This is a genomic window from Povalibacter sp., from assembly GCF_036520495.1.
Taxonomy (GTDB): domain Bacteria; phylum Pseudomonadota; class Gammaproteobacteria; order Steroidobacterales; family Steroidobacteraceae; genus Steroidobacter.
Genome location: NZ_DATDJO010000022.1, coordinates 120,241 through 143,844, shown reverse-complemented (window position 1 = coordinate 143,844; position 23,604 = coordinate 120,241). Strand labels below are relative to the sequence as shown.

Sequence of the window (23,604 nt, the reverse complement as noted above, 5' to 3'; positions counted from 1 at the left end):
GATCAGTGCTTCCCTACCAGCTTCGCCGGATCCAGCAGCTTCTCTGTCGCGGCAGCTCCCTCGACGATGCGTCCACCCTCGAGGCGGATGCGGCGCACCGGAAACTGCTCCAGCAGGTACACATCGTGGCTCGCAATGAGCACGGTCACGCCCACTTCGTTGAAGCGCCGGAAGATGTTCATGACTTCCATGGAGAGGTCGGGGTCGAGATTTCCCGTCGGCTCGTCCGCTATCAGAACGGGCGGCTTGCTGACGACTGCGCGTGCGATGCCGACCCGCTGCTGTTCGCCGGTAGATAGCTCCAGCGGACGACTCTGTTCGCGACCCAGCAACCCCACCTGGTCGAGCGAGGCGCGCACACGCTTGCCGAGTTCCTTCGCGCCAACACCCGCGATGATGAGCGGCAATGCCACGTTGTCGAAGATCGTCCGGTCGTGCAGCAGTTTGTGGTCTTGAAAGACCACACCGATCTGCCGCCGGAAGTGCGGGATTTTCGAACGCGACACCGAGCCCACGTTCTGTCCATTGACGATCAGCTGGCCGCGCGAAGGGCGCTCGATCAGTGCAATGAGTTTCAGCAGGCTCGACTTGCCTGCCCCGGAATGTCCGGTGAGAAAGGCGATCTCGCCGCTGGCGAGTTCCAGCGACAGATCGCTCAGCGCCTCGCGGCCATTCGGATAGCGTTTAAAGACGTGATCGAAACGGATCATTATTGCTCTTTGCGTTTCAACAGCGAGTCAACGAAATCCTCAGGATCAAACTCGTCGAAGTCCTCGGCGCTTTCTCCCGTGCCGATGAATCGGATCGGCAGTTTCAGTTCGCTTGCGAGCGCGAACACGATACCGCCCTTGGCCGTGCCATCGAGTTTCGTCAGCACGACGCCGGTAACGCCGAGTGCTTCATTGAACAGGCGCGCCTGTTGCAGGGCATTCTGGCCCTGGCTGGCATCGAGAACGAGCAGCACCTCGTGTGGTGCAGTCGGATCGACGCGGCCCATCACACGCTTCACCTTCTTCAATTCTTCCATCAGGTTGGACTGGGTGTGCAATCTACCCGCGGTGTCGGCGAGCAGCACATCGATGCCTCGTGCTTTCGCCGATTGAAGGGCATCGAAGGTGACGGCGGCAGGATCGGTACCGGCACTCTGTGCAATTACGGGTACACCATTGCGCTCGCCCCAGATCTGCAGCTGTTCGACGGCCGCTGCGCGAAAGGTATCACCGGCAGCCAGCATGACCTTGAGGTCATGATCCTTCATGCGTCGCGCCAGCTTGCCGATCGATGTCGTCTTGCCGGCGCCATTGACGCCGACGACCAGGATGGCAAAAGGCCCGGCCGACCGGTCGATCACCAGCGGAATCGCAGCGGGCTTCACGACCGACAGCAGCGAGGCGCGTAGCGCGTCGAGCAGTGCTTCTAGGTTGCCGAGTTCCTTGCGTGCGACCTGTTTGCGCAGGCTTTCGAGGATCTTTTCTGTCGTCTCGACGCCGACGTCGGCCGTAATGAGCCGGGTCTCCAGTTCATCGAGCACGTTGTCATCGATGCGGCCGCCCGGAATCAGATTGGCGAGATCGTAGGTCAGCCACGAATCGCCGCGGTTCAGGCGCGCACGCAGGCGCTGGAACAGGCCGGGCTTGCCCTTGTCGGCGGCAGCCTCGGAAGTCTTCGATTTAAAACCAAACATCGGCGGAATGAAGTTCGTCGAGCGGTGGGGCGGAGGATTCTAACAGTACAGGCCGCGCGATCAGACGCATCCCGCGTGGTGCGGGTATGCTTCGCGCCCACCATGAGCCGCCCTCCCGGAAAACCCAGTCGCGCCAGGCCCGCCGGCAAGCCGCTGCCGAACCGCTTACGCATCATCGGCGGGCGCTGGCGCAGCACGCCGATTATTTTTCCGGCGATCGATGCGATCCGGCCCTCGCCAGACCGTGTCCGCGAAACGCTGTTCAACTGGCTGCAGCCGGTCATCGTCGGTTCGCGTTGCCTTGACCTGTTTGCCGGCAGCGGTGTCCTGGGTCTGGAGGCATTGTCGCGTGGCGCTGCCCGCGTCGATTTCGTCGATAGAGAGGCAGCGATCGGTCGGCATATCGAAGCGATGCTCGAGCGCCTGCGCACGACGGACGGTGTCGTGCATGTCGGCGATGCGCTGCGCTTTCTTGGCCGGCCATCGCAGCCGTTCGATATCGTATTCCTCGATCCGCCATACGCCTCCGATCTGCTATCGCAGGTCTGCAGCAAGCTGGCCGAAGGCTGGCTCGCGCGGGAGGCGTACATTTATCTGGAATCTCCGGCCGATCGTTCGCTGCCGGATTTGCCTGAAGGTTGGTCGCTCCATCGCAGCAAGCGAGCCGGACAAGTCGGCTATTATCTGCTGCGCGCACATTCCGACTAATCAAGGTGACTCATGACCGGCGCCATGTACCCCGGCACGTTCGACCCGATTACCAATGGTCACTACGACCTGGTACGTCGTGCCGCCGATATTTTCGAGCGCGTCGTCGTCGCGATTGCCGCCAATCCAGGTAAGGCTCCGTTGTTCTCGCTGGAGGAGCGGGTCAGTCTGGCGCGCACGGTGCTCGGCGATATTTCCAATGTCGAAGTCACTGGCTATGCGGGTCTCACGGTCGATTTCGCGCGCCAGCACGGACTGCGTGTCGTGGTGCGTGGTCTGCGCGCCGTATCGGACTTCGAGTTCGAATTTCAGCTGGCGACCATGAGCCGGCATCTGACCGACAAAGTCGACTACGTCTTCCTGACGCCGACCGAACAGTTCAACTTCATCTCATCGACACTGGTGCGCGAGATCGCCGGCCTGGGCGGCAACGTCGGCAAGTTCGTCCACCCGGAAGTCGAGGCCGCGATCACGAAGGCGTGGGCCAAGCGGCGCGCTGCGGGTTGAGTGCCCTCACTTATTTCTGGCACTGAGGGCAGAAGTACGTCGAGCGCTGTCCCTGCACGATCTGCCTGATGGGTGTGTGACACACGCGGCACGGCTCACCGGTGCGTTCATAGACGAATAATTTCTGGCGGAAGTAGCCAGGCATCCCTTCCGGATTCACGTAATCGCGCAACGTCGTGCCGCCTGCGCGAATCGCCGCGTTCAACACCTTGCGGATCGATCGGACCAGTGCCGGAAATTCATCGCGCCGCACGCGGGTCGCGCTGCGTTGCGGGCGGATGCCAGCATGAAACAGCGCTTCGCTCGCGTAGATGTTGCCGACGCCGACCACCAGTTGACTGTTCATCAGCAGCTGCTTGATTGCCACCTTGCGGCCCTTCGCGACGCGCGCCAGATACGCGGCGTCGAAATCGTCGGACAGCGGCTCGGGTGCGAGCATGCGAAGCAACGGATGAGTCAGCGGGTCATCCTCCGTCCACAGCAGGCTGCCGAAACGCCGCGGGTCGTTGTAGCGCAGGCACTGGCCGGTCTCGATCACGATATCGACATGGTCGTGGGGCAGGGGCGGTGTATCCGCCGGCATGACGCGCAGGCTGCCTGACATCCCCAGATGCAGGATCATCGAACCGCGCTCCAGATCGAACAGCAGATACTTTGCCCGGCGACGCAATTGCTGCACCCGCTGACCCGCTGCGAGCGCTGGGAGCTCATCAGGCACCCGCCAGCGCAGTCGCGGCTCGCGAACGACGATCCGATCGATCACACGGGCGATCACCGCAGGCTCGATGCCGCGCCGAGTCGTTTCAACTTCCGGTAATTCCGGCATGACGAGGGTCTTGAAGCCAGTGAGATAGGCGTCACAGTATGGAATGAGCGTCCACCTCTTGGGGCAAGCTCAAGTCCAGAGCAGGGATTCGCTCATTTGTGGGGTAGGGAGGGCTCCGCTATAGTCCGCGCCTCTTCGCCATCTTATGTCCCGCGAATTATTCTTTCGGTTTTGCAGGGGTACACAGTGAACCTCGATTTTCTCTATGGAATTCTGAATCTTAACTTCTGGGGCTACGTCCTCGTGACCTTCCTGATGATTCAGGTCACCTTCATGGGCGTCACGCTTTACCTGCATCGCGATGCGACCCACCGCAGTCTCGATCTGCACCCCGCGCTGCGGCATTTCTTCCGCTTCTGGCTGTGGATGACCTCCGGCATCGTCACCCGCGAATGGGTCGCCGTGCATCGCAAGCATCACGCAAAGTGCGAGACGAAGGACGATCCGCACAGCCCGGTCATCCATGGCCTGAAGAAAGTATTGCTGGAAGGCGCAGAGCTGTACCAGGCCGAGGCGCGCAATCCCGAGACCACGGAGAAGTTCGGTCGCGGCACGCCCGATGACTGGATGGAGCGCAATGTCTATCTGAAGTATCGCAACTTCGGCATCGTGTTCATGGTCGTCATCGATCTTCTGCTGTTCGGCGTGCCGGGCATCATCATCATTGCCGCGCAGATGCTGGCGAATCCGCTGATGGCCGCCGGCGTCATCAACGGCATCGGCCACTACTACGGCTACCGCAACTTCGAGTGCCCGGATGCAGCGCGAAACGTGATGCCGTGGGGCTTTCTCGTGGCCGGCGAAGAGCTGCACAACAATCACCATGCCTTCCCGAGTTCGGCCAAGTTCTCGGTGCACCGCTGGGAGTTCGATATCGGCTGGCTCTATATCCGCGTTTTCCAGGCGCTCGGCCTGGCGAGGGTGATTCGCGTGGCGCCGTCGCCTGCTCGTGTCGCGCCGCGCAGCCATATCGATCTCGAGACGGTGCGTGCAGTGATCGTCAATCGCATGCACGTGCTGCGTGAGTACTCGCGCAATGTCACCGTGCCTGTGTTCCGCGAGCAGGTTACAGCGGCCAGCGGCCAGCTCACCGGTCGCGTCAAGAAGCTGCTGGTACGCGAGCCGGTGCTGCTCGACCAGGCGGCGCAGTCGAAGCTCAAGGAAGTGCTGGCCAACAACCAGACGCTGCACACCGTCCACGAATTCCGCGAACGTCTGCGGGTGCTGTGGAATGGCACCAACATGAGCAACGAGTCGCTGCTCGCACACTTGAGGGAGTGGATCGTTCAGGCCGAGGCGAGTCGGATCAAGGTCCTGCAGGACTTTGCGGCCAGCCTGCGCGGCTACGCGATGCAGCCGGCCTGACGAACAGGTGCGGAAGAGTCGAAGAAAAACCCGCCGCAAGGCGGGTTTTTCATTTGGGACGGAGAATTCAGAATATGGCTGCGTCTGAATGCTTCCCGCGGGTCCGGCGGGACTTCCGTTCGTCATCGCCGGGCGTGCGTGCCGCAGGCGGTACTCCGCTGATGTTCGACTAAAGTCGAACCCACCTCAGGAACTCACTCGGGTCGTCCTCGAGTCCGCGCCATTGGGCTTCAGTAGATGTGCCGCTGGCGGCTCTCCGTCGACGTTCGACTGTGCGCATTGGGGGATCCCGACCGCAGGCGACCAGCGGAAATCCCGCGGGGGAAAGTCGAACCCGCAACAACACTACCCCGGAAACGAAAAACCCGCCGAAGGGCGGGTTTTTCTGCATCCATCCGCTGACGTGGGCCAGCGGGCGACGGCTGTTACTTGATCTTCGCTTCCTTGTACGCAACGTGCTTGCGTACCTTGGGATCGAATTTCTTCACTTCCATCTTGTCCGGGTGCAGGCGCTTGTTCTTGGTCGTGGTGTAGAAGTGACCAGTGCCAGCAGTCGACAGCAGTTTGACTTTTTCGCGCATGGTTCAGTGCTCCGCGTTAGACCGTGACGCCCTGGGCGCGCAGTTCGGCAACGATCACTTCGATGCCTTTCTTTTCGACCGTGCGCAAGCCCTTCGTCGTCAGACGCAGACGAACGAAACGGCGCTCGGTTTCGAGCCAGAAGCGCTGCGAATGCAGGTTCGGCAGGAAGCGGCGACGACGCTTGTTGTTGGCGTGCGAAACGCGATTTCCGGTCATCGGCTTCTTGCCGGTGATCTGACAGACTCTGGCCATGGCGATTCCTCGGGTGGCGCGCCGCTTCAGTGTGTGAAGGGCAGGCCGGAAAAATGAGTCGCGCTTTATACCAGTGGGTTGGCGAACGAGCAAGGACGGAAGATCGGAAATTGCAGTCCTCGGTGTGCTTTCGGGGCCTACAAAAGCCCCCGTTCGGCAAAGGATTCGCAGACCCCGTCCCCGATGATCAGGTGATCCAGCACCCGGATGTCGACCAGCGCCAGAGCCTGCTTCAGGCGCCGCGTAATGAGTTCGTCCGCCTGGCTGGGTTCCGCCACCCCCGACGGGTGGTTGTGGGCCAGGATGACGCCTGCAGCGTTCCTTGCGAGAGCTTCCTTGACCACCTCCCGGGGATGGACGCTGGCCCCGTCGATCGTGCCCCGGAACAATTCGTCGAAGGCGATCACCCGGTTGCGATTGTCCAGGTAGACGCAGCAGAAGACCTCATACGGCAGATCCCGCAGCCGCATTCGCATGAATTCCTTTGTGGCGCGGGGGTTTGCAAGTGCCGAGCCGGTCAACATCAGCTGCTGATAATGCCTGCGGGTGAGTTCGAGGGCCGCCTGGAGAGCGGCATACCGCGCAGGCCCCAGTCCATGGGCTGCGCAGACCTTTTCCTTGTCGGCGGTCAATAACGAGCGCAGTGAGCCGAACTCGGTCAGCAGGTCTCGGGCCACGTCGATGGCGCTGCGACCGCGGGTCCCGGTCCGGATCAGGATGGCCAGGAGTTCCGCCTCACTGAGTGCCTGGGGGCCGAGTTCGAGGAGTTTCTCCCGCGGCCGTTCCCCCACCGGCCAATCGCAGATCGACATTCCCTTCATTCTCCGTCCGGAGATTCCTGATTCCCGGCCTTGCGTCATTATCGAAGCCCGGTCAGGCGCCGGATACCTCGATTCCTGCTCATTACCCCAAGAAATGCGCATCCACCATGCCCCTTGGGAATGCAGGTATGCCGCCTGTTCGTTTGCGGCTGTTCGCGGGCCGCGCCCATAATCCCGCCCATGACCCCAGCCAGAAAAATCCTGCTCGGCGTGACCGGTGGCATCGCCGCCTACAAGAGTCCCGATCTCGTGCGTCGCCTCGTGGAGCGCGGCGCGGACGTACAGGTCGTGATGTCCCGCGGAGCACAGGAGTTCGTGACGCCGCTGACCTTCCAGGCGGTTTCCGGCAAACCGGTTCGCACTGATTTGTGGGATCACGCGGCGGAAGCCGCGATGGGTCATATCGAGCTCGCGCGCTGGGCCGACGACGTCGTGATCGCGCCGGCGACCGCGGATTTTCTCGCGAAGCTCGCGCATGGGTTTGCGGATGATTTGCTCGCGACCTTGTGTCTCGCGACCACGGCGACCATCACCGTGGCACCCGCCATGAATCGCCAGATGTGGGCCAATGCGGCAACCCAGGCGAACGTGAAGCTGCTGCAGAGCCGTGGCATCCGTGTGCTCGGTCCGGCCAGCGGCGAGCAGGCCTGTGGCGAAGTGGGTGTTGGTCGGATGCTCGAGCCCGTGCAGATCGCCGAGGAAGTATTCGCCGCCGTGCCCGTCGAAGGTGTGCTCGCGGGCCTGAAAGTCGTGATAACCGCGGGCCCGACGCGCGAGGCTATCGATCCGGTGCGCTTCATCAGCAATCGCAGTTCCGGAAAGATGGGTTTTGCCGTCGCCGAAGCCGCGCGTCAGGCTGGCGCGAAGGTCGTGCTGGTCAGTGGCCCGGTGCAGATCGCTATTCCTCCCGGCGTCGAGAAGATTGCGGTCGAGACGGCGGATCAGATGCTGGCCGCTGTCCAGGCCCAGGTGGTCGACGCCAACATTTTCATCTCGGCGGCGGCGGTTTCGGACTATCGCTGTAGCGAAATCGCCTGCCAGAAGATCAAGAAGACCAGCGACAGCATGACGTTGTCACTGGCGCGCGCGCCGGACGTGCTCGCGACGATCGGCCGTAGCGAGTCGCCGCCGTTCCTGGTGGGTTTTGCCGCAGAGACCGAGAATGTCGAAGCCAACGCGCTGACGAAACTCAACTCGAAGAACCTCGACATGATCGCCGCCAACAAGGTTGGCGAAGGGCTCGCTTTCGACAAGGACGACAACGCGCTGACTGTGTACTGGCGCGGTGGCAAGCAGGAGCTGTCGCTGACCAGCAAGGCCGCGCTGGCGCGCCAGCTGGTCGAGGTAATCGCGGAGCGCTACCGGCAGCGCGATTCATCAGAACAAGCCGGTGCGCCGGCCACTACAACGATGCAGAACCGACCCGCTATTCATGCCACTCGCTGACGGGCTGACCGCCCCTGCCGCCGCTGCGCGGCGTCGACTCGAAGTCCGCATCCTCGATCCCCGCATCGGGCGCGACTATCCCTTGCCGCAGTACGCGACCTCAGGTTCTGCGGGTGTCGACCTGCGGGCCTGCATCGACGCGTCGCTGGAATTGAAACCCGGTGACACGCAATTGATCCCGTCGGGTATTGCGATTCATCTCGACGATCCGGGCCTGGCCGCGATCGTCCTGCCGCGCTCGGGCCTCGGTCACAAGCACGGCATCGTGCTCGGCAACCTGGTCGGCCTGATCGACTCGGACTATCAGGGTCAGATCTTCGTCTCGTGCTGGAACCGCGGTCAGACGACCTTCACGATTCAGCCGGGGGAGCGCATTGCGCAACTCGTCGTGGTGCCGGTGCTGCAGGTGGAATTCGACGTCGTGAATGAATTCGCGGCGTCAGAACGCGGCGCGGGCGGGTTTGGGAGTTCGGGACGGAGCTGACTTCCGTCAGTGTCGTTCCCGCATAGGCGGGAAGAATCTCGGAAAATTCCGTGCGGAATCCAAATTTCCTCATTCCCGCGAATGCGGGAATCCATCTGAGAATCCGCTGGATGGATCCCCGTCTACATCCCGCGGGATTCCCCCGTGGGACTTCCGTTGGTCGCCGTTGGTCACGGGGATGACGAAGCTTGCTGGAGCCAATGGCCTCAGCCGCGTCGTCACTTGATCCCCTTCAGTTCCTTGAAGCGCGCGATGTCGGCGCTGAAAGTCGATTTGATCTCGTCCTGTTCGCGACGCGTGCCCGCCAGGGTTTGCTGATAGACGCGCATGCCGTTCACCGTGTTCACCATTTCCTCCGCCAGATGGTCGGGCAGCGGCGGTGCATTCGGTTTGTCGTTGTAGGGTTTGAAGCGCGCGACCTGCTGCTCCAGGCGCTTCTGCCGGTCACGCAGGTTGGCAATATTCTGTTCGGTTACGCGGTACTGAGAATCGAGAAGCTCCAGTCGCTGGTCGCGCAAACGTTCGATGTCCTCGACCGCCAGGTAGGTATCCATGAGCATCTTGTCGCGCAACTGTCGCTGCTCGCGTTGCTTGCGAGCGCCCGACTCGCTGATCTCCCGCTGCTCGCGGGTTGTGCGTGACACGGTGCCCTCGATGACCCGGATCAAGATGCCATTGTTGTTCAGTACTTCGGTGTCGAGGCCTTCGCACTGACGGGGCTTCGAATCTCCGTAGTGCGTCTGGCCGGATGCATCCCGACAGCGATAGAACGCTGCCTGGGACGATGAGGACGATGCGGCCACGACGGGACCGCTACACGCAAGTGCTGCGAGCAGAGCGGCAGTCTGGATCGTGAATCGCACTGTGTCCTTCCTCAGCATCGCGACAGGTCGGCAATAGGAGCGGCAGCGCCGCCCAGCGGGATTTTCCGGATCGGGCTGCCCACTACTATAGGGCGGGCGCACCTTTCCAGGTCAACAGGGCGGGGGATCCGCGCGCTCAGGTCGCGACACCGTACTCATTTCTATAGCGCTGCAGAGCGGCCAGCTGCTGCTCATCCCCCTTGGCCTCGAGGTGGGAGATCAGGTCCATGAGCTTGAGGATGCTGGTGACTGGCAGTCCCAGAACCTGCTCGACTTCCTGCACCGCGGAGCGTTCCGTCTGTCCGCGCTCCTGCCGATCGAGTGCGATGACGACGCCCGACGGCGTTGCACCCGCGGCCCGTATCAATTCGACCGACTCGCGAATGGCTGTACCTGCGGTCATGACGTCGTCGATGATCAGCACCTGGCCTCGCAATGGCGCCCCCACGATGTTGCCGCCTTCACCATGAGCTTTGGCTTCCTTGCGGTTGAAGCTCCAGGGCACGTCGCGATTGTTCCAATCTGCCAGCGCAATGGCGGTTGCCGATACGAGCGGAATACCTTTGTAGGCTGGGCCGAACAACACATCGAACTGCAGATTGGCCTGCTGAATCGCACCGGCATAGAACCGGCCCAGCGCCGCCAGTGCCCGTCCGGAATGAAACAGGCCGGCGTTGAAGAAATAGGGGCTCGTGCGACCGGACTTGAGCTTGAACTCGCCGAAGCGCAGCACACCGAGGTCGAGGCACAGATCGATGAAGGATGCAGACATGCGAGTCGCCGCGCGGCAAGAGTGGAGGTGGCGCATAGTAGGCGAAGACCCCTCCGCGGCGACAGGCGCAAGCGTTGTCACGACTACGTCTGCTTTCGGATGGCGTCTTCGTTCGGCATCATCGCCGCATTAACCCTGTCGACGTCGGTCCCGCGGAGTCACGTTTCTTGAGTTCAACGCAGTCTCTCGGGTGGCGGGCCCATGTACCCGCCGCCGTTCGCCCGTACACGGAAGCAGCGCCGATCGCCGCACTGTTTCTCGGCATTTCCTCGGGGGCGCCCTACGCGCTGATCGCCTCGACGCTTACCACCCGCTTGGCGCAGGACGGCATCAACAAGCGCGCGGTGACCGCGTTCACGCTGGCTTTCCTGGTCTACAACCTGAAATGGCTGTGGGCCTGGGTCGTCGATGGCGTGCGGCTGCCGCTGCTGGGTCGACTCGGGCAGCGGGTGTCGTGGCTGCTGTTCGTCGGCGTGCTGACGATGGCTGCGATCATCAATCTGGCGCTGGTGGATCCGAAGGCCAGTCTGATGGCTACGGCTGTCGCGGCAATCCTGGTGGGCGCCGCAGGCGCGACGTACGACATTGTCATCGATGCCTATCGCATCGAATCGCTCGAGCCGCGCCAGCTCGGCGTCGGCTCCGGCATGTCGCAGTACGGGTGGCGCATCGGCTCAGTGGCCGCGGGTGCGTTGGCACTCGTCATCGCGGCACGGATGGGATGGCAGGCGGCCTATATCGCCTGCGCCATCTTCATGCTGCCGGCGATGCTGGTCGGTCTGTTGCTCGGCGAACCCGCACGCCATCGCGAGCCGGAGATTCGCAAAGGCCTCAAGTCCGTACTCGATTCGGTGCTTGCGCCACTCGCTGAATTTTTTCGCCGACGCGGCGCGGCACTGGTGCTGCTGTTCATTCTGCTGCACAAGATCGGCGACACGCTCGCAAATCTCACTTTCCGCCTGCTGTTCGACGATCTGCAGTTCACCAACGGCGAGATCGCCCTCTATGACGTGGGCTTCGGCTTCTGGGCCTATCTCATCGGTATCTTCATCGGCGGCGCCATGTATTCGCGCCTGGGGATGAAACGGGCGGTGCTGATCAGTCTTGTCCTGATGGCGGTGTCCAATCTGAGTTTCGCGGGGCTCGCGGCGCTCGGGCATTCGAACTGGGGCATGGCTGGCGCCATTGGCTTCGAGAACATCGCAAGCGGCATTGGCGGTGTGACGGTCGTCGCGTACTTCTCGGCGCTCTGCGATCTGCGCTATACCGCGACTCAGTACGCGCTCATCTCGGCCGCTGCCAGTGTCGTTGGTCGCGTGCTGACCGGTACAACCGCGGGAGCGCTCATCGAGCGTTTCGGTTACGTGAATTTCTATCTGTTGACGACATTGATTGCCGTGCCGGGCGTGGTTCTGTTCTGGATCATGATCCGGCGCGGATTCATCGACGACGTGGAGAGAGTCGCCTCTGGGAAATAAGAGGCATGGACTGTCGCCCTGCTTGTGAGCTCGGCCTACGCGTGAGATTTCCCGCGGGATTTCCCGTGGGATTTCCCCGTGGGATTTCCGTTGGTCACCGTTGGTCACCGTTGGTCACCGTTGGCCACCAGCGGTCGCGTTGGTGACCTTTCGATCACAGCCGAACGGTTGAGTTTATGGTCGGACTACAGTTCCCGCGGGGTTGGCCACTCTGAGTAGCCCGATGTTTCGGCACGATCCAGGCTCGTCAGTGGATCTGCCCAGGCCGCGCCCATCGACGTGACCTCGCGTTCGTTCTCGTAGTCTTCGGGTTCCATATCGACGGAGCCGCTCCAGTCCTCGGGCGCTTTCGCTTCTTCGAACTGCTGCTCGTCCCAGGATTCGAGATCGAATTCTTCCAGGGTGCCGTCGAAGTGTTGCGCCTCGACGGTGCCGTCATCGCGGTCGATGGCCACGACTTCGAAGAGTGAGCCGTCCATCCGGCGATACCAATCCCCAACAACCGGACTCGGCGACGTCATGACTTCCTCCGTAACAAGGTCCGTTCGGGCGGATTCGCAGTCCCTTGCAATCAAGGTCTTTCTGCGTGCATGTGTCGGCAGCGATGCTGTCGGCGAGATCTGTTGTATGCCTGTGAGCCTGCGGATTCAAGAGGGATTTTTTCCGCAGAGCATCAAGAGTATCAAATGACATGCGGTGACAAAGGTCACGAGGGGCACGAAAGTCGCGCGCGGTTGAAGCGAGTCTTGCCCTCGTCATTCACAGCACCTTCGTCACGTCCTGCGATACTCCATGTCCCACACGCCATGTCCCAATCGATGTCCGCGCTTTTCGAAGCGCGTCAGCGGACGCATCGCGGGACGGTCGATATAACCCTTCTCGCCGGCCACGTTGCTGAACTCTGCGGAAGCATCGAGCACTTCGCGCATCTGCAGCGCGTAATGCTCCCAGTCGGTGGCGAGTCGGAACAGTCCATCTCTTTTCAGTACGCGAGCGATCAGCGCGACGAACGGCGGCTGAATCAATCGGCGCTTGTGATGGCGCTTCTTGTGCCAGGGGTCGGGAAAGAAAACGTGCACGAACGAGATCGATGCATCCGGCAGCTGCTTCAGGACTTCAACTGCGTCGTGACACATCACGCGCAGGTTGGTGAGTGACGCGGACTGCGCGCCGAGCATCAGGTGGCCGACACCGGGTCGGTGCACTTCGATGCCGAGGCAGTCGATCTGCGGATTCGCTTGTGCGAAGTCGAGCAGCGCCTCGCCATTGCCGAAGCCGATCTCGATCATGCGTGGCGCATCGCGGCCGAAGAGCGATAGCGGATCGAGCGTCTGGTTCGTGAATTCGACGCCATACGTCGGCCACAGCTCGGTCATCGCGCGTTGCTGCGCGACGGTGGCACGCCCCGTGCGCAACACGAAGCTGCGTACGCTGCGATGTCGCGGAAGCTCCGGCGTCGGTGAATCGGAAGGAGTCTTGTCGGAAGTCATGTCGCGCTGGCAAAATCGGCTGTCTGGCCGAAACGGCGCGCGATGATATCAGGCCCATGTCGATTCAGCCGGACTCGCGCAGGTGGTCCAGCAGAACGCGTGCGGCCGAATGAAGTTCGGCACCGGATCGAGTGCACAGAAACAAGTGGCGCGCAGCCCAGTCGTCCGTCAATGGAATGGCAGAAAGCGCGAGCGACTTGATGTAGAGCGTGCTCGCTGCCCGTGGTACGACGCTGACGCCCAGCCCGGCGGCGACCATCGCACAGGCCACATCGAAACTCGTGACATGCATCTGCCAGTTCAGCGCGACACCGGCCTCGACCGCGGCGCGGGTCAGCAGATGATGCAGTGAACTATCCGCGTGCAACCCGATGAACGGCAGCTCCGCAACTTCCGCGAAGGTTAGTGAGGTGCGGTTCGCCAGCGCATGCGAGGGCATCGTGACGACGACCAGGTCGTCGCGGCGGAACGGCAACGCCGTCAGTCCGTCGATGGCCGGTTGTTCGCTGATGATCCCCAGGTCGGCAGAGTTGTTGGCCACGGCCGTCGCAATGACGGCGCTCACGTGCTCCTCCAGGTGCACATGGATGTCCGGGTGCTTCGCTGCAAACGACGCCAGGGCGGCCGGCAGGAACTCGACCATCGACGAAATGTTGGCGAAAACACGCACATAGCCGCGTGCGCCGGTCGCGTGGCGTCGCATCTCCTCGTCGAGTTGTTTGGCCTGATGCAACAGCACCCGGGCCCGGATGAGCAGCGCATGGCCGGCCGCTGTCAGCTCCACGCCTTTCGCGCCGCGCGACAGCAGCGCAGTGCCGAAATTCTCTTCCAGGTCCGAGATGCGCTTGCTGATGGCCGACGCAACCGTATGCGATCGCTCCGCCGCACGCGCAATGCTGCCCGCGTTGGCCACAGCCACGAACAATTCCAGGTCACGCAAATCGAATCGCACGATGCTGTCTTCCAATCAATAGCAAGTCAGGTTGCTGTTCAGCCGCCGGGGTGCATAGAATCACCGCCTGTGCGGGTGTAGTTCAATGGTAGAACTGTAGCTTCCCAAGCTACTAGCGTGGGTTCGATTCCCATCACCCGCTCCACTCTCTTCGTTTCCGTGTGACAGTAGCACCCTGAATGCAGGCGCAATACGCGCGTCATACCTCCGTTCGTAGTTGACGGTAGGTGGTGGGTGAAGCGCATCCCGGCTGCGGGTTTCTCTGGCTCGACGCCACCCGAACCAACAAAGGTCCTGGCGCTCGGGAAGCGCAGATCGCAGAGCTGAGGGAGCGGCCAGGCACCACTGGAACGGGCTCCGCGCGCGTCCTGGGCCGGTTGTGTTATCGCGAATAGCACTGCGGCAATCCGCTGCCTAAGATCTTCCGCGGGGTGGTCTGATCGGCGGAGGTGACATGAGCATCGCGAAGCGCCATCGATGGATGGGGTTGCTCGCGGTGATGTTGATAGGCGCCGCTTTCGGAGCGACGCAGGAAAAACCCGCCGCCCCTGAATCGAATGTTGCTCTGCTGCTCACCATTCATGACGCCATCGGGCCGGCTACCAGCAGTTTCTTCGTGCGCACACTCGAGAGCGCTCGCGAGCGCAATGCCAGGCTGCTGATTCTCGAGATGGATACACCCGGCGGCCTCGACTCTGCGATGCGCGAGATGATCCAGGCGATCCTGGCATCGCCGGTTCCGGTCGCGATCTATGTTTCGCCATCCGGCTCACGTGCCGCGAGCGCGGGTACCTACCTTCTCTACGCAAGCCATGTTGCGGCAATGGCACCGGCAACCAATCTTGGCGCCGCGACGCCGGTGCAGATCGGTGGAACTCCGCCTCCATCCGGTGACAAGGACAGGAACGACGAAGACAAGGGCGACGCGGACCAGTCCGAGCCTGACACGGCGATGGAGCGCAAGGCGGTCAATGACTCGATTGCCTATATCCGCGGGCTCGCCGAACTGCGGGGTCGCAACGCCGAGTGGGCGGAGTCGGCGGTGCGTTCCGCCAAGAGCCTGACTGCAACGGCGGCACTACAGCAGAAGGTCATCGATATCGTTGCCACCGACATGGCGGACCTGCTGCAACAGATGCACGGCCGCGTCGTGAAGGTGGTCGCCGGGGAAGTGACGCTCGATACGCAGCAGCTCGTCGTCGAGCGAGTCGAAACGGACTGGCGTACACAGCTGCTCGCCGTCCTCACGAATCCCAATGTCGCGTACCTGCTCATGCTGGTCGGCATCTACGGCCTGCTGCTCGAAGGTTACAGCCCCGGCGCCGTGCTGCCTGGCGTGGTCGGTGCGATTGCGTTGCTGCTGGCGTTGTACGCGTTCCAGGTGCTGTCGGTGAACTACGCCGGGCTCGGGCTGATCTTGCTGGGGGTCGCGCTCATGGTCGGTGAAGCGTTCGCTCCAAGCTTTGGTGTGCTGGGCGCCGGTGGCGTCATCGCGTTCGTGATCGGCTCCATCATTCTGATGGATACGCAGACGCCCGGCTTTCAGATTGCGCGACCTCTCGTTGGTGGCATGGCGCTCGCGGGCGCGCTGATGGTCCTGCTGATGGTGTCGTATTTCATGCGCTCACGCCGTCAGCCGGTTGCCACGGGTGCGGACCAGTTGCTGAGAGAGCCCGCGGTTGCCATGACCGATTTCGATGGCAGCGGGCCGGTGCGCATCCGGGGTGAAATCTGGAACGCCGTAACCCGCGCACCGGTGCACAGCGGTCAGTCATTGCGTGTCGTTCGGGTCAATGGGCTGACGCTGGAAGTCGAACCGCTCGATGCGCAGAAGCAGTGAAATCCGGAGTTCGTAGTGCGGTTTCCCTGTGGGGTCCGGCTTTAGCCGGACAGTTCCCTCAGGAAGTTCGACTATGACCGCAGGAAATCCCCTGGGGGAAAGTCGAACTCACAGGAAACAAAGACTGCGCTGTGGGCTTCAGTCCAATGGCACTGATAAATCCCAATGTTTCCACGGAGCATCCGCCATGGCATTCATCGTCGCCGCTATCATCGTTCTGATTCTGCTGTTCTCAGCGATCAGAGTGCTCAACGAATATGAGCGCGGTGTGATCTTCACGCTGGGCCGTTACACGGGCACCAAGGGTCCGGGCATCATCATCGTCGTTCCCTTCCTACAGCGCATGGTCAAGGTCGATCTGCGCCTGGTCGTGCTCGACGTGCCCACCCAGGACGTGATTTCACGCGACAACGTGTCTGTGAAGGTGAATGCGGTCGTGTACTTCCGTGTCGTCGATCCCGCCCGCGTCATCATTCAGGTCGCCAGTCCCTTCGAGGCGACGAGCCAACTCGCGCAGACGACACTGCGTTCCGTTCTCGGTCAGCACGAGCTCGATGAAATGCTCTCTGAACGGGACAAGCTCAACCTGGACATTCAACGGATTCTCGATCAGGCGACGGACGCCTGGGGCATCAAGGTGGCGAACGTCGAGATCAAGCACGTCGACCTCGATGAAACGATGATTCGCGCCATCGCCAAGCAGGCGGAAGCCGAGCGCACGCGGCGTGCGAAGGTCATTCATGCGGAGGGCGAGAAGCAGGCGGCTGCGATGCTGGTCGAGGCAGCGCGTGAGCTGGGTGCCGATCCGCGCGCGATGCAGCTGCGCTATCTGCAGACGCTTGCAGACATCTCGAGCGAAAAGACGTCCACGATCGTGTTTCCGTTGCCACTGGATCTGATCAAGCCGTTGATCGACGTTCGGCGCGAGTAGCGTGAGGGCTTCGACCTGGCTCGGTACGAACGCAGAAGAGTCGAAACGGCTTCCTCATCCGTTCGTCCCGAGCTTGTCGAAGGACAATCAGATAGCCGTGGCCCCGTCAGCAGCTGCTAGCGGCCACGCGATCGACACCTTCAGTCCGCCCAGCGCCGACCGGGTCAGCGCTAAACGGCCCCGGGTCGCTTCGGCGAGATCGCTGGCGATCGCAAGCCCGAGTCCGTGACCGCTGCCGATCTCATCGAGTCGTCCACCGCGCGCGATGGCTTGAGCAATCAGTTCCGCATCGATGCCCGGGCCGTCGTCCTCGACGCTCAGTTCGCTTTGTTGCAATGACGCGCTGCCATTGATCTGGACGCGACGCCGTGCGTAACGCGCCGCATTCTCGATGAGCGCACCCATCAATTCGAGCAGGTCCTCTGCCGCGACGGGGATCGTCAGCGCATCGGGCACGTTCACATCGAAGACGAGCAGGGCGCCGGACTCCGTGCGTTCGACCACGCCGACGATCGAGTCGATGAGCGGCAATGCCACACTGGTTGATACGGTGGGTGCAGCACGAATCGCGGCGGCGCGACTGCGTGCCAGTTCGCCGTCGACGGCCGCGTTGGCGGCCGCGATGGCGCGATCCAGGCCATCGGCTGCTTCGGCTGCGCCCGTCGTTCGAGCGCGACGGCTTTGTGCGGCGAGTGCCGCCAGTGGTGTCTTGAGTGCGTGTGCGAGATCGGCGGCGCGTCGCCGCGCTCTGGCCAGATCTCTTTCGCGCGCATCGGCGAGCTCGTTGATGGCGCGCGTCAGCGGCTCGATCTCTTTCGCGTGCGTCGTGCTGAGCCGTTCACGCGGATTGCGCTTGAGTGCTTCGACTTCGTTGCGCACCGCGCTCAGGGGGCGCAGGCCCAGCTCGACCTGAGCCCAGGCAGCGGCCGACAGAATGAGCCACAACAATGCGAGGAACAGAGCGAGTTCGTCGCCGAACTCATCGCGGGCCCGATGCAGTGACGCGTTCTCGAGGCCGACCTGCAGCAGCACATCGAGTCCGCCGCGTTCGGGTCGAACGATCCGCTCAACCAGCAACAGCTCTTTTTCGAACGGACCGGGGACGAAGCGGGTCGACCAGTCACCCGCCTTCGCCACAGCGGATGCGGGCAGGCTCTCGTCCCAGAGCGATCGCGACTGCAGGCTGCCCCTTTGAGTCGACACTTGCCAGTACAGACCGCTGGCCGGCTCCGCGAAGCGGGCATCATCGGGTTCGCGGCGCAGGGTCGGAACGCCGTCCTTGTTGACGGCGATGCTCGCGGCGAGCTGCGTGCCATCGCGGATCAGGTCGGCTTCAGCGCGATGTTCAAGGTGCCGTTCAAACAGCAGCGTCATTGCCAACCAGGCGGCGGCCAGCGCCAGAAACACGGCGACGGCTGCTCCCAGCAGCAGGCGTACGCGCAATGATCCGGCTTTCATTCGCCGCTGCCTGCGAGCAGGTAGCCGAATCCGCGACGGGTTTCGATGGCGTCTGCATCGAGCTTGCGTCGTAGACGCATCACGAGTGCTTCGATCGCATTCGCATCGCCTGGGTCCGCTGCACCGTACAAATGCTCCGCCAGTTCCCCGGCCGACACGGCGCGTCCAGTCTGATGAGCGAGGTAATGCAGCAAGCGAAACTCCAGCTGCGACAGTCGCACCGGTCGGCCCGCGTAGGTCGCTGACATGCGATTCGTGTCCAGTAACAGCTTGCCGGCGGCGATGGACGCGGAGGTGTGTCCGGCCGCGCGACGAATCAATCCCCGCACGCGCGCGATGAGTTCGCCGATCTCGAACGGCTTGCCGAGGTAGTCGTCCGCGCCGGCTTCGATGCCTGCAACGCGTTCGGTCCAGTCATTGCGGGCGGAGAGAATGATGATCGGGAACGAGCGCTGCTCACTGCGCCAGCGACGCAGCACGGTCAGGCCATCGATGCGCGGCAATCCCAGATCGAGAATGGCTACGTCGTAGTCTTCGGTGTTGCCGCGGAACCAGGCGTCCTCGCCGTCACTGGCGACGTCGACGACAAACCCGGCCTCCTGCATCGCCTGCGCGATATCCGCAGCGACGTCCGTTTCGTCTTCTACGATCAGCGCACGCATTCAGTCGTCCTCAATCGCCAGCACCGAGCCAGTGCGGGCATCGATCTCGATTTCCCGCACGCGACCCTTCGTCGTCAGTACTTTTATTTCGTAGATGAGCTTGCCGTCATCTCGTTCAAGTTCGACCTCGATGACCTCGCCGGGTACGGCCTGCTGCGCGATCGCCAGTATCCGCACCAGCGGCAGAGCCTCACCACGCTTCAGCGCCTGTCGGATCGAATCGCGATCAAGCTCGACAGCGTCGTCCGCGACGCTCGACGACACGCCGAGCGCGATGATTGCGCCCAACACGAACCCCGCCAAGTACTTGATCCTGTTCATATCGTTACGATGCCTGCGATGAGCTGACAAGACGCTGACGATCGCTGATGGCTGCGTGTCAGCCGGGGGTGGCTAAGGTCGCCGAACCCAATCAACGAACAGGAACTCATCATGTCCCATTCCAATTGCAAGTCGCTGCGCACTGCCGTCCTCGCCGGAGTGCTGGTCGTCACGGGAGGCGTCGCCCTGGCTCAGACGCAGACAACGACACCGGTGGAGGCAGCCGATGTGCTGAGTATTGCAGACATCGAAAGCCGGCTGGTTGCGCAGGGCATCCGCATCGAAGAGATCGAACTGCGCGATCTGGTGGTCGAAGTCGAAGGGCGCGACGCCAACGGTCGCGAAGTGGAGTTGCTGGTCGATCGCCGCACCGGAGAAATCCTGTCGCGGGAGATGGACTGACCAGTAACGCCAGCTGGAACGGAAAGCCATCCGGCAGCGGATGGCTTTCACTTCGCGTTCGCGGTTCCGTGACCGCAGGCAGACGATCGGACGTCGGCGCCGGACTTGGTGAGGGGCGACGAGATCCAGAGATCCAGCTGTGAGTCCCGCTTCCCGTGGAATTCCTATCGGTCACAGCCGGGCATGCTGTCGGCCACTGGGCCTCGCTTTCTGTGCGGATCGGAGCGAGTTCTGGCCAGAAGTAGGAAGTAGATTGCAGGACACACGAACTGCCGAACGTCGCGTCTCACGAAAAACGCCTTCGTCAGCGGCGATCCGACTGCGCAATGGTCGAACACACTCCTGATCGAGCGTAAACTGCGCACAGTTTCAGGAGCCCTTTGCATTGAATATCAATATCTCCAATCCGCTCGATGAGGACGAAATCGAGGAGCTCGATGATTTTCTGCTCGAGCGCATGGAAGTCGAAGCCAGCGATGCCATTGCTGCGGCCGGTGGCGATGAAGGCATTCTCGGCATTTCCGAGCTCGATGGTTTCCTCACGGCGATTGTCAGTGGCCCGAACGCGCTACAGCCGAAGACATGGTTGCCCGCCATCTGGGGAGATGAGGAACCGGCCTGGGAGTCGCCCGAGCAATTCGGGGACGTGCTCGAGCTCATCCTGCGCCATCAGAATGGTATTGCCGCGACACTGGCCGAGTCGCCAGATTCCTTCGAGCCGCTTTTCGAAGCCAGCGAAGTCGATGGACAGATCGAGCTGATCGTCGATGAATGGTGCGTCGGATACCTGCGCGGTCTCGCGCTGGACGAGGACGCATGGAACGAGGGCGGAAAGGAGATCGAAGAGCTGCTGCGGCCGATCGAGCTGTGGGGCAGCGAGGCGGGGGCGAGCGAGGTGGAAGCCATGAGCAAGTCGGAGCAAGCGCGTGCGCGTGACGCCATTCCGCAATGCGCTCGGGCTCTTCATCAATACTGGCTCGATCGGCGACCACCGCCGACGTCCAAGTGGCGCGCTCACTAGAAAATCCTGTGTAACGCGCCTCGCCCGGTGGCGGCGAAAGAAATGCAAGCGGTGTTGCTCGCAGTGAAGCAATGCGTCACGAGGTAGGTTCATCTCATGCTGGCTTCGCTTCTCAAGTTGTTCGAGCGACGCCCTCGGATACCGTCGCCTGATGAAATGGAAATGATGAGCACGAGCGACATTCTCGAGTTGCTCGAAGGTACGACCGATCGAGCTGTTCGCCAGATGGCGCGAGAAGAAATTGCGTTTCGCAAGAAATTCATGGCCGACACTCACGTCAGAACTTGCTGTGTCCACCACAGCGACGATGAAATGCGTTGATCGCGAAACGTAAGGCTGCGAGATCGACGTCGCAATGCCTACGCCTTCGTTGCCGTGGCTGCAGGCACATGACCTGACGTCGGCGTCGATTCTGGCGAAAGCGGCGAAGAGACCCAGAAAGCACGCAGCAAGCCTACGAGCGCGCGTTTACAGACTTCATGGGCAACTTCGACTCATCGCTGGCTTCGGCGGGGTTCTAGTCCCATGCGGTTCAACAGAGGTGGTCCCGCTTTTTGATACAGCCGGCTAAGTGACGGCTCTGCTCTTGTCGGCGAAGATATCGCCGGAATTCAGGAGCATCAATGAGCAAGAGATCCAGACGCAATCATTTACCGGCGTTCAAAGCCAAAGTAGCCGTGGAAGCGGTCAAGGGCCAGCAGACGGTGATCGAGATCGCCGAACGCTTTAACGTGCACTCGACGCAGGTGACGCAATGGAAGACGCAGCTGCTCGAGCGAGCGATGGAGGCGTTCGGCGCAAGTGCGGAAAAAACTGCGCAGCCGGCCATCAAGGAACTGCACGCAAAGATCGGCCAACAGGCACTGGAGATCGATTTTTTAGCCGGCGCGCTCGGTCGCATCGGCGATCCGAGCGCAAAGCGATGATCGATCGGGAGCATGAGCTGCCCTTGGATTCACCCAAGATCAGACTGCAGCGGCGACCCCATCCGTCGGGTCGCCAGATCAAGCAGGAACGTAGACCAGCCTGATCACATCCTCGCCAATCCGATCCATAGTCAAAAGGCGCAGCGGCGGTCGGGGTCCAGCGAAGTAGGGCTTGCCGTGACCCAGCACGACGGGGTGCAGGTAGATTCGATACTCATCGATCAGGCCAAGGCCGGTGAGGCTGTGTGCCAGATTCGGACCGGCTACTTCGATCTCGCCGTCGATCTCGGCCTTCAGCTTGCGCATCGCGCCTTCAAGATCATCCTCCACGAGCCGGGCGTTGGGGCCGACCGACTTCAACGAGCGCGACACGACCCATTTCGTCTGCTTCCGCCACGCTGCCGCGAAAGCGCGTTCGTCTGCATTCCATTCAGGGTGCTCGTCGTCCCAGTAACGCATGACTTCATACATCTGGCGACCGTACACACTGCCTGACTGCCCCTGAGCCTCCTCGATGAAGTGACGGAAGAGCGTGGGGCTTGGCCCAAACGCCAGGTGGTCGACGTAGCCGTCCAGGGACTGGTTCATTCCGAATACGAGCTTGGCCATACCCACTGCCTTTCCTTACGCGGCACATCCGCGTGGTTCTGGTTGCGATTGTGCGATCGGCTGCGAGCCAGATCGACTGATTCTGCATCGTCACTGCGCTTCCGGGTTCGGTCGTCCTCCGGGGGCTGCATCCCTGGATCCTGCACGATTTTTGTAACGCAAATGTACGCCCCCCGCGCGTCGACCGCAGATCGAGATCGCTTCCCCTGCGATCCTTTACAAACCCGCGACAGATTCTCTGCGCTGACCTATCTACGATTCCTTCTGTATTGCTGAAGCGAGCTGTTTCGCACCGGCGATACGCCGGTCACCAAGGGAGATGACATGCATTCGAGTTTCCGGTCGCCGGCACATTCGCTGGCTGCCTGTCTTGGTCTGGCGCTGTGCTGCGCATCGACGGCAGGGGTGGCGCAGGAGCAGCGTGCCGCAACGCAGATGCCGGCCTTCGAGCTTCTGGACAGGAACGGTGACAATCGCCTGAGCCGCACCGAAGCCGGTTACAACCGCCAGCTGCTGGATATCTTCGTCGACAGCGATGTGGACGGCGATGGATTCGTGACCCGCAGCGAGTTCGAGTCGGCAACGACGCGCGGCAAGGCCGATGGATGATGACGACCATGAGAGGACGTGGTTCGGCGCGCGCACTGCAACCAACGCGACATGCGCGTAACGAACGAATGCTCATCGCGGGCATGAGCGAGCGTTTCGCCGTCAAAGACTGTTCCGACGGCATTGCCGCGCTGTGGCGGCGTTTTGCTCCCTGCGTGGGAAACCTCGTCGGACAGGTGGGCGATGCTGCTTACGGGGTTCGCTATGACACCGAGCAGCCCGGCGAAATGGAATATCTCTGCGCAGTCGAAGTCGCGAACTTCTCCTCGGTGCCGCGCAACTTCACACTGATGTGCATTCCTGCCCAGCGCTGTGCTGTATTCCTGCATCGCGGCTCCGTCGCCTCGGTACGCACGACCTGGGATGGCATCCACGATTCGTGGCTGCCGGGCTCGGGACAGATCTGCGTTGGCACGCCGTTCGAGCGTTATGGGCCGTCGTTCGACCCGCATGCAGGGACGGGTGGCGTCGAAGTGTGGATTCCAGTCGCGCCGCGCAATCGCGCTGACGAACTCGCTGCCTCGTTGACCCGCCATCGCTTCGCCAGCGAGGGGCTCGGGGCGTAGTCGCCAGTCGCAGCATCGACGTTGCGTTG

The 23,604-nt window shown here is 62.0% G+C and carries 28 protein-coding genes, 1 tRNA gene and 1 pseudogene; 15 read left to right on the top strand and 15 right to left on the bottom strand.

What is annotated here, in order from left to right; all coding sequences use genetic code 11:
* Window positions 1–2 precede the first annotated feature (2 nt).
* On the bottom strand, window positions 3–710 hold the full coding sequence (gene ftsE / locus VIZ63_RS08065) for a cell division ATP-binding protein FtsE (RefSeq protein WP_331609040.1): 708 nt from the start codon (window positions 708–710) through the stop codon (window positions 3–5).
* Window positions 710–1,684 (bottom strand): signal recognition particle-docking protein FtsY, encoded by a 975-nt coding sequence (gene ftsY / locus VIZ63_RS08060; RefSeq protein ID WP_331609039.1) that lies wholly within the window; start codon window positions 1,682–1,684, stop codon window positions 710–712. Before ftsY ends, ftsE begins: the two co-directional genes overlap by 1 nt.
* 102 nt (window positions 1,685–1,786) lie before the next feature.
* Between ftsY and rsmD the strand changes: the two genes are divergently transcribed.
* A complete protein-coding gene (rsmD, locus tag VIZ63_RS08055; protein WP_331609038.1) occupies window positions 1,787–2,392 on the top strand; it encodes a 16S rRNA (guanine(966)-N(2))-methyltransferase RsmD in 606 nt (201 codons plus the stop codon).
* A 12-nt stretch (window positions 2,393–2,404) separates the two neighbouring features.
* Window positions 2,405–2,899, top strand: coding sequence for a pantetheine-phosphate adenylyltransferase (gene coaD / locus VIZ63_RS08050; RefSeq protein WP_331609037.1), 495 nt, complete (start codon window positions 2,405–2,407; stop codon window positions 2,897–2,899).
* Window positions 2,900–2,909: 10 nt separating this feature from the next.
* Here the strand turns inward: coaD and mutM are convergent, their stop codons facing one another.
* Window positions 2,910–3,725, bottom strand: a complete 816-nt coding sequence (gene mutM / locus VIZ63_RS08045) for a bifunctional DNA-formamidopyrimidine glycosylase/DNA-(apurinic or apyrimidinic site) lyase (RefSeq protein WP_331609036.1) — start codon at window positions 3,723–3,725, stop codon at window positions 2,910–2,912.
* 186 nt (window positions 3,726–3,911) lie between these two features.
* On the opposite strand from mutM, the gene VIZ63_RS08040 reads away from it, so the two are divergent.
* Entirely contained in the window at window positions 3,912–5,090 is a 1,179-nt protein-coding gene (locus VIZ63_RS08040) for a DesA family fatty acid desaturase (protein WP_331609035.1), read from the top strand.
* A gap of 425 nt (window positions 5,091–5,515) precedes the next feature.
* Here VIZ63_RS08040 and rpmG read toward each other — a convergent pair whose 3' ends face one another.
* From rpmG to radC, 3 genes are all read right to left on the bottom strand, one after another.
* Window positions 5,516–5,671 carry a 50S ribosomal protein L33 gene (rpmG, locus tag VIZ63_RS08035; RefSeq protein WP_331609034.1) on the bottom strand — a complete coding sequence of 52 codons (156 nt, stop codon included), beginning with the start codon at window positions 5,669–5,671 and terminating at the stop codon, window positions 5,516–5,518.
* Between the two features lie 16 nt (window positions 5,672–5,687).
* Window positions 5,688–5,924 (bottom strand): 50S ribosomal protein L28, encoded by a 237-nt coding sequence (gene rpmB / locus VIZ63_RS08030; RefSeq protein WP_331609033.1) that lies wholly within the window; start codon window positions 5,922–5,924, stop codon window positions 5,688–5,690.
* Between the two features lie 137 nt (window positions 5,925–6,061).
* Window positions 6,062–6,736: a RadC family protein gene (radC, locus tag VIZ63_RS08025; RefSeq protein ID WP_331609135.1), complete on the bottom strand. Its 675-nt coding sequence runs from the start codon at window positions 6,734–6,736 to the stop codon at window positions 6,062–6,064.
* A gap of 189 nt (window positions 6,737–6,925) precedes the next feature.
* Here radC and coaBC point away from each other — a divergent pair, with 189 nt between their 5' ends.
* Together coaBC and dut are read left to right on the top strand one after the other, a co-directional pair.
* Window positions 6,926–8,191 (top strand): bifunctional phosphopantothenoylcysteine decarboxylase/phosphopantothenate--cysteine ligase CoaBC, encoded by a 1,266-nt coding sequence (coaBC, locus tag VIZ63_RS08020; RefSeq protein ID WP_331609032.1) that lies wholly within the window; start codon window positions 6,926–6,928, stop codon window positions 8,189–8,191.
* On the top strand, window positions 8,178–8,675 hold the full coding sequence (dut, locus tag VIZ63_RS08015) for a dUTP diphosphatase (protein ID WP_331609031.1): 498 nt from the start codon (window positions 8,178–8,180) through the stop codon (window positions 8,673–8,675). Before coaBC ends, dut begins: the two co-directional genes overlap by 14 nt.
* A gap of 218 nt (window positions 8,676–8,893) precedes the next feature.
* On the opposite strand, the gene VIZ63_RS08010 is transcribed toward dut, so the two are convergent.
* A complete protein-coding gene (locus VIZ63_RS08010; protein ID WP_331609030.1) occupies window positions 8,894–9,538 on the bottom strand; it encodes a DUF4124 domain-containing protein in 645 nt (214 codons plus the stop codon).
* Window positions 9,539–9,674: 136 nt separating this feature from the next.
* Window positions 9,675–10,310, bottom strand: coding sequence for an orotate phosphoribosyltransferase (gene pyrE / locus VIZ63_RS08005; RefSeq protein ID WP_331609029.1), 636 nt, complete (start codon window positions 10,308–10,310; stop codon window positions 9,675–9,677).
* Window positions 10,311–10,477: 167 nt separating this feature from the next.
* On the opposite strand from pyrE, the gene VIZ63_RS08000 reads away from it, so the two are divergent.
* A complete protein-coding gene (locus tag VIZ63_RS08000; protein WP_331609028.1) occupies window positions 10,478–11,788 on the top strand; it encodes an AmpG family muropeptide MFS transporter in 1,311 nt (436 codons plus the stop codon).
* A 185-nt stretch (window positions 11,789–11,973) separates the two neighbouring features.
* Here VIZ63_RS08000 and VIZ63_RS07995 read toward each other — a convergent pair whose 3' ends face one another.
* From VIZ63_RS07995 to VIZ63_RS07985, 3 genes are all read right to left on the bottom strand, one after another.
* Window positions 11,974–12,309, bottom strand: a complete 336-nt coding sequence (locus tag VIZ63_RS07995; protein ID WP_331609027.1) for a DUF6763 family protein — start codon at window positions 12,307–12,309, stop codon at window positions 11,974–11,976.
* Window positions 12,310–12,561: 252 nt separating this feature from the next.
* Window positions 12,562–13,278: a tRNA (guanosine(46)-N7)-methyltransferase TrmB gene (gene trmB, locus VIZ63_RS07990; protein WP_331609026.1), complete on the bottom strand. Its 717-nt coding sequence runs from the start codon at window positions 13,276–13,278 to the stop codon at window positions 12,562–12,564.
* Between the two features lie 64 nt (window positions 13,279–13,342).
* Entirely contained in the window at window positions 13,343–14,230 is an 888-nt protein-coding gene (locus VIZ63_RS07985) for a LysR family transcriptional regulator (RefSeq protein ID WP_331609025.1), read from the bottom strand.
* 71 nt (window positions 14,231–14,301) lie between these two features.
* Here VIZ63_RS07985 and VIZ63_RS07980 point away from each other — a divergent pair.
* The 3 genes from VIZ63_RS07980 (at window position 14,302) to VIZ63_RS07970 (ending at window position 17,001) form a co-directional block, all read left to right on the top strand.
* Window positions 14,302–14,375: transfer RNA gene (locus VIZ63_RS07980), tRNA-Gly, on the top strand.
* 309 nt (window positions 14,376–14,684) lie between these two features.
* Window positions 14,685–16,070 (top strand): nodulation protein NfeD, encoded by a 1,386-nt coding sequence (locus VIZ63_RS07975; RefSeq protein WP_331609024.1) that lies wholly within the window; start codon window positions 14,685–14,687, stop codon window positions 16,068–16,070.
* A gap of 187 nt (window positions 16,071–16,257) precedes the next feature.
* The gene (locus tag VIZ63_RS07970) at window positions 16,258–17,001 is read left to right on the top strand and encodes a slipin family protein (RefSeq protein ID WP_331609023.1); all 744 of its coding nucleotides are present in this window, start codon (window positions 16,258–16,260) and stop codon (window positions 16,999–17,001) included.
* 87 nt (window positions 17,002–17,088) lie between these two features.
* Here VIZ63_RS07970 and VIZ63_RS07965 read toward each other — a convergent pair whose 3' ends face one another.
* Genes VIZ63_RS07965 through VIZ63_RS07955 form a run of 3 tightly spaced genes read right to left on the bottom strand, consistent with a single transcriptional unit; the run spans window position 17,089 to window position 19,442 of the window.
* Window positions 17,089–18,459 (bottom strand): sensor histidine kinase, encoded by a 1,371-nt coding sequence (locus tag VIZ63_RS07965; RefSeq protein ID WP_331609021.1) that lies wholly within the window; start codon window positions 18,457–18,459, stop codon window positions 17,089–17,091.
* A complete protein-coding gene (locus tag VIZ63_RS07960; protein ID WP_331609020.1) occupies window positions 18,456–19,121 on the bottom strand; it encodes a response regulator transcription factor in 666 nt (221 codons plus the stop codon). The genes VIZ63_RS07965 and VIZ63_RS07960 overlap by 4 nt, the downstream gene beginning before the upstream one ends.
* Window positions 19,122–19,442 carry a PepSY domain-containing protein gene (locus tag VIZ63_RS07955; RefSeq protein ID WP_331609019.1) on the bottom strand — a complete coding sequence of 107 codons (321 nt, stop codon included), beginning with the start codon at window positions 19,440–19,442 and terminating at the stop codon, window positions 19,122–19,124. It abuts the gene before it with no gap.
* Between the two features lie 111 nt (window positions 19,443–19,553).
* Between VIZ63_RS07955 and VIZ63_RS07950 the strand changes: the two genes are divergently transcribed.
* From VIZ63_RS07950 to VIZ63_RS07935, 4 genes and pseudogenes are all read left to right on the top strand, one after another.
* Window positions 19,554–19,844 carry a PepSY domain-containing protein gene (locus tag VIZ63_RS07950; RefSeq protein ID WP_331609018.1) on the top strand — a complete coding sequence of 97 codons (291 nt, stop codon included), beginning with the start codon at window positions 19,554–19,556 and terminating at the stop codon, window positions 19,842–19,844.
* 385 nt (window positions 19,845–20,229) lie between these two features.
* On the top strand, window positions 20,230–20,865 hold the full coding sequence (locus VIZ63_RS07945; protein WP_331609017.1) for a UPF0149 family protein: 636 nt from the start codon (window positions 20,230–20,232) through the stop codon (window positions 20,863–20,865).
* 96 nt (window positions 20,866–20,961) lie between these two features.
* Entirely contained in the window at window positions 20,962–21,186 is a 225-nt protein-coding gene (locus VIZ63_RS07940) for a hypothetical protein (protein WP_331609016.1), read from the top strand.
* Between the two features lie 302 nt (window positions 21,187–21,488).
* A pseudogene (locus VIZ63_RS07935) lies at window positions 21,489–21,817 on the top strand (transposase); the annotation flags it as partial.
* A 52-nt stretch (window positions 21,818–21,869) separates the two neighbouring features.
* Here the strand turns inward: VIZ63_RS07935 and VIZ63_RS07930 are convergent.
* Window positions 21,870–22,400, bottom strand: a complete 531-nt coding sequence (locus VIZ63_RS07930) for a dihydrofolate reductase family protein (protein WP_331609015.1) — start codon at window positions 22,398–22,400, stop codon at window positions 21,870–21,872.
* 324 nt (window positions 22,401–22,724) lie between these two features.
* Between VIZ63_RS07930 and VIZ63_RS07925 the strand changes: the two genes are divergently transcribed.
* Entirely contained in the window at window positions 22,725–23,009 is a 285-nt protein-coding gene (locus tag VIZ63_RS07925) for an EF-hand domain-containing protein (RefSeq protein WP_331609014.1), read from the top strand.
* An 8-nt stretch (window positions 23,010–23,017) separates the two neighbouring features.
* Complete coding sequence (locus tag VIZ63_RS07920; RefSeq protein WP_331609013.1) at window positions 23,018–23,575, top strand: GyrI-like domain-containing protein; 558 nt, start codon at window positions 23,018–23,020, stop codon at window positions 23,573–23,575.
* The last annotated feature ends 29 nt before the right edge of the window (window positions 23,576–23,604 follow it).

Excerpts from the sequence above, each read along its gene's own strand:
- dut (WP_331609031.1), top strand. The coding sequence starts at position 8,178 with ATGCCACTCGCTGACGGGCTGACCGCCCCTGCCGCCGCTGCGCGGCGT.
- VIZ63_RS07995 (WP_331609027.1), bottom strand. The coding sequence starts at position 12,309 with ATGACGTCGCCGAGTCCGGTTGTTGGGGATTGGTATCGCCGGATGGAC.
- mutM (WP_331609036.1), bottom strand. The coding sequence starts at position 3,725 with ATGCCGGAATTACCGGAAGTTGAAACGACTCGGCGCGGCATCGAGCCT.
- radC (WP_331609135.1), bottom strand. The coding sequence starts at position 6,736 with ATGTCGATCTGCGATTGGCCGGTGGGGGAACGGCCGCGGGAGAAACTC.
- rpmB (WP_331609033.1), bottom strand. The coding sequence starts at position 5,924 with ATGGCCAGAGTCTGTCAGATCACCGGCAAGAAGCCGATGACCGGAAAT.
- VIZ63_RS07925 (WP_331609014.1), top strand. The coding sequence starts at position 22,725 with ATGCATTCGAGTTTCCGGTCGCCGGCACATTCGCTGGCTGCCTGTCTT.
- VIZ63_RS07965 (WP_331609021.1), bottom strand. The coding sequence starts at position 18,459 with ATGAAAGCCGGATCATTGCGCGTACGCCTGCTGCTGGGAGCAGCCGTC.
- trmB (WP_331609026.1), bottom strand. The coding sequence starts at position 13,278 with ATGACTTCCGACAAGACTCCTTCCGATTCACCGACGCCGGAGCTTCCG.
- coaD (WP_331609037.1), top strand. The coding sequence starts at position 2,405 with ATGACCGGCGCCATGTACCCCGGCACGTTCGACCCGATTACCAATGGT.
- rpmG (WP_331609034.1), bottom strand. The coding sequence starts at position 5,671 with ATGCGCGAAAAAGTCAAACTGCTGTCGACTGCTGGCACTGGTCACTTC.
- VIZ63_RS07950 (WP_331609018.1), top strand. The coding sequence starts at position 19,554 with ATGTCCCATTCCAATTGCAAGTCGCTGCGCACTGCCGTCCTCGCCGGA.
- VIZ63_RS07975 (WP_331609024.1), top strand. The coding sequence starts at position 14,685 with ATGAGCATCGCGAAGCGCCATCGATGGATGGGGTTGCTCGCGGTGATG.
- pyrE (WP_331609029.1), bottom strand. The coding sequence starts at position 10,310 with ATGTCTGCATCCTTCATCGATCTGTGCCTCGACCTCGGTGTGCTGCGC.
- VIZ63_RS07930 (WP_331609015.1), bottom strand. The coding sequence starts at position 22,400 with ATGGCCAAGCTCGTATTCGGAATGAACCAGTCCCTGGACGGCTACGTC.
- coaBC (WP_331609032.1), top strand. The coding sequence starts at position 6,926 with ATGACCCCAGCCAGAAAAATCCTGCTCGGCGTGACCGGTGGCATCGCC.
- ftsY (WP_331609039.1), bottom strand. The coding sequence starts at position 1,684 with ATGTTTGGTTTTAAATCGAAGACTTCCGAGGCTGCCGCCGACAAGGGC.
- VIZ63_RS07955 (WP_331609019.1), bottom strand. The coding sequence starts at position 19,442 with ATGAACAGGATCAAGTACTTGGCGGGGTTCGTGTTGGGCGCAATCATC.
- VIZ63_RS07970 (WP_331609023.1), top strand. The coding sequence starts at position 16,258 with ATGGCATTCATCGTCGCCGCTATCATCGTTCTGATTCTGCTGTTCTCA.
- rsmD (WP_331609038.1), top strand. The coding sequence starts at position 1,787 with ATGAGCCGCCCTCCCGGAAAACCCAGTCGCGCCAGGCCCGCCGGCAAG.
- VIZ63_RS07940 (WP_331609016.1), top strand. The coding sequence starts at position 20,962 with ATGCTGGCTTCGCTTCTCAAGTTGTTCGAGCGACGCCCTCGGATACCG.
- VIZ63_RS07920 (WP_331609013.1), top strand. The coding sequence starts at position 23,018 with ATGAGAGGACGTGGTTCGGCGCGCGCACTGCAACCAACGCGACATGCG.
- ftsE (WP_331609040.1), bottom strand. The coding sequence starts at position 710 with ATGATCCGTTTCGATCACGTCTTTAAACGCTATCCGAATGGCCGCGAG.
- VIZ63_RS07960 (WP_331609020.1), bottom strand. The coding sequence starts at position 19,121 with ATGCGTGCGCTGATCGTAGAAGACGAAACGGACGTCGCTGCGGATATC.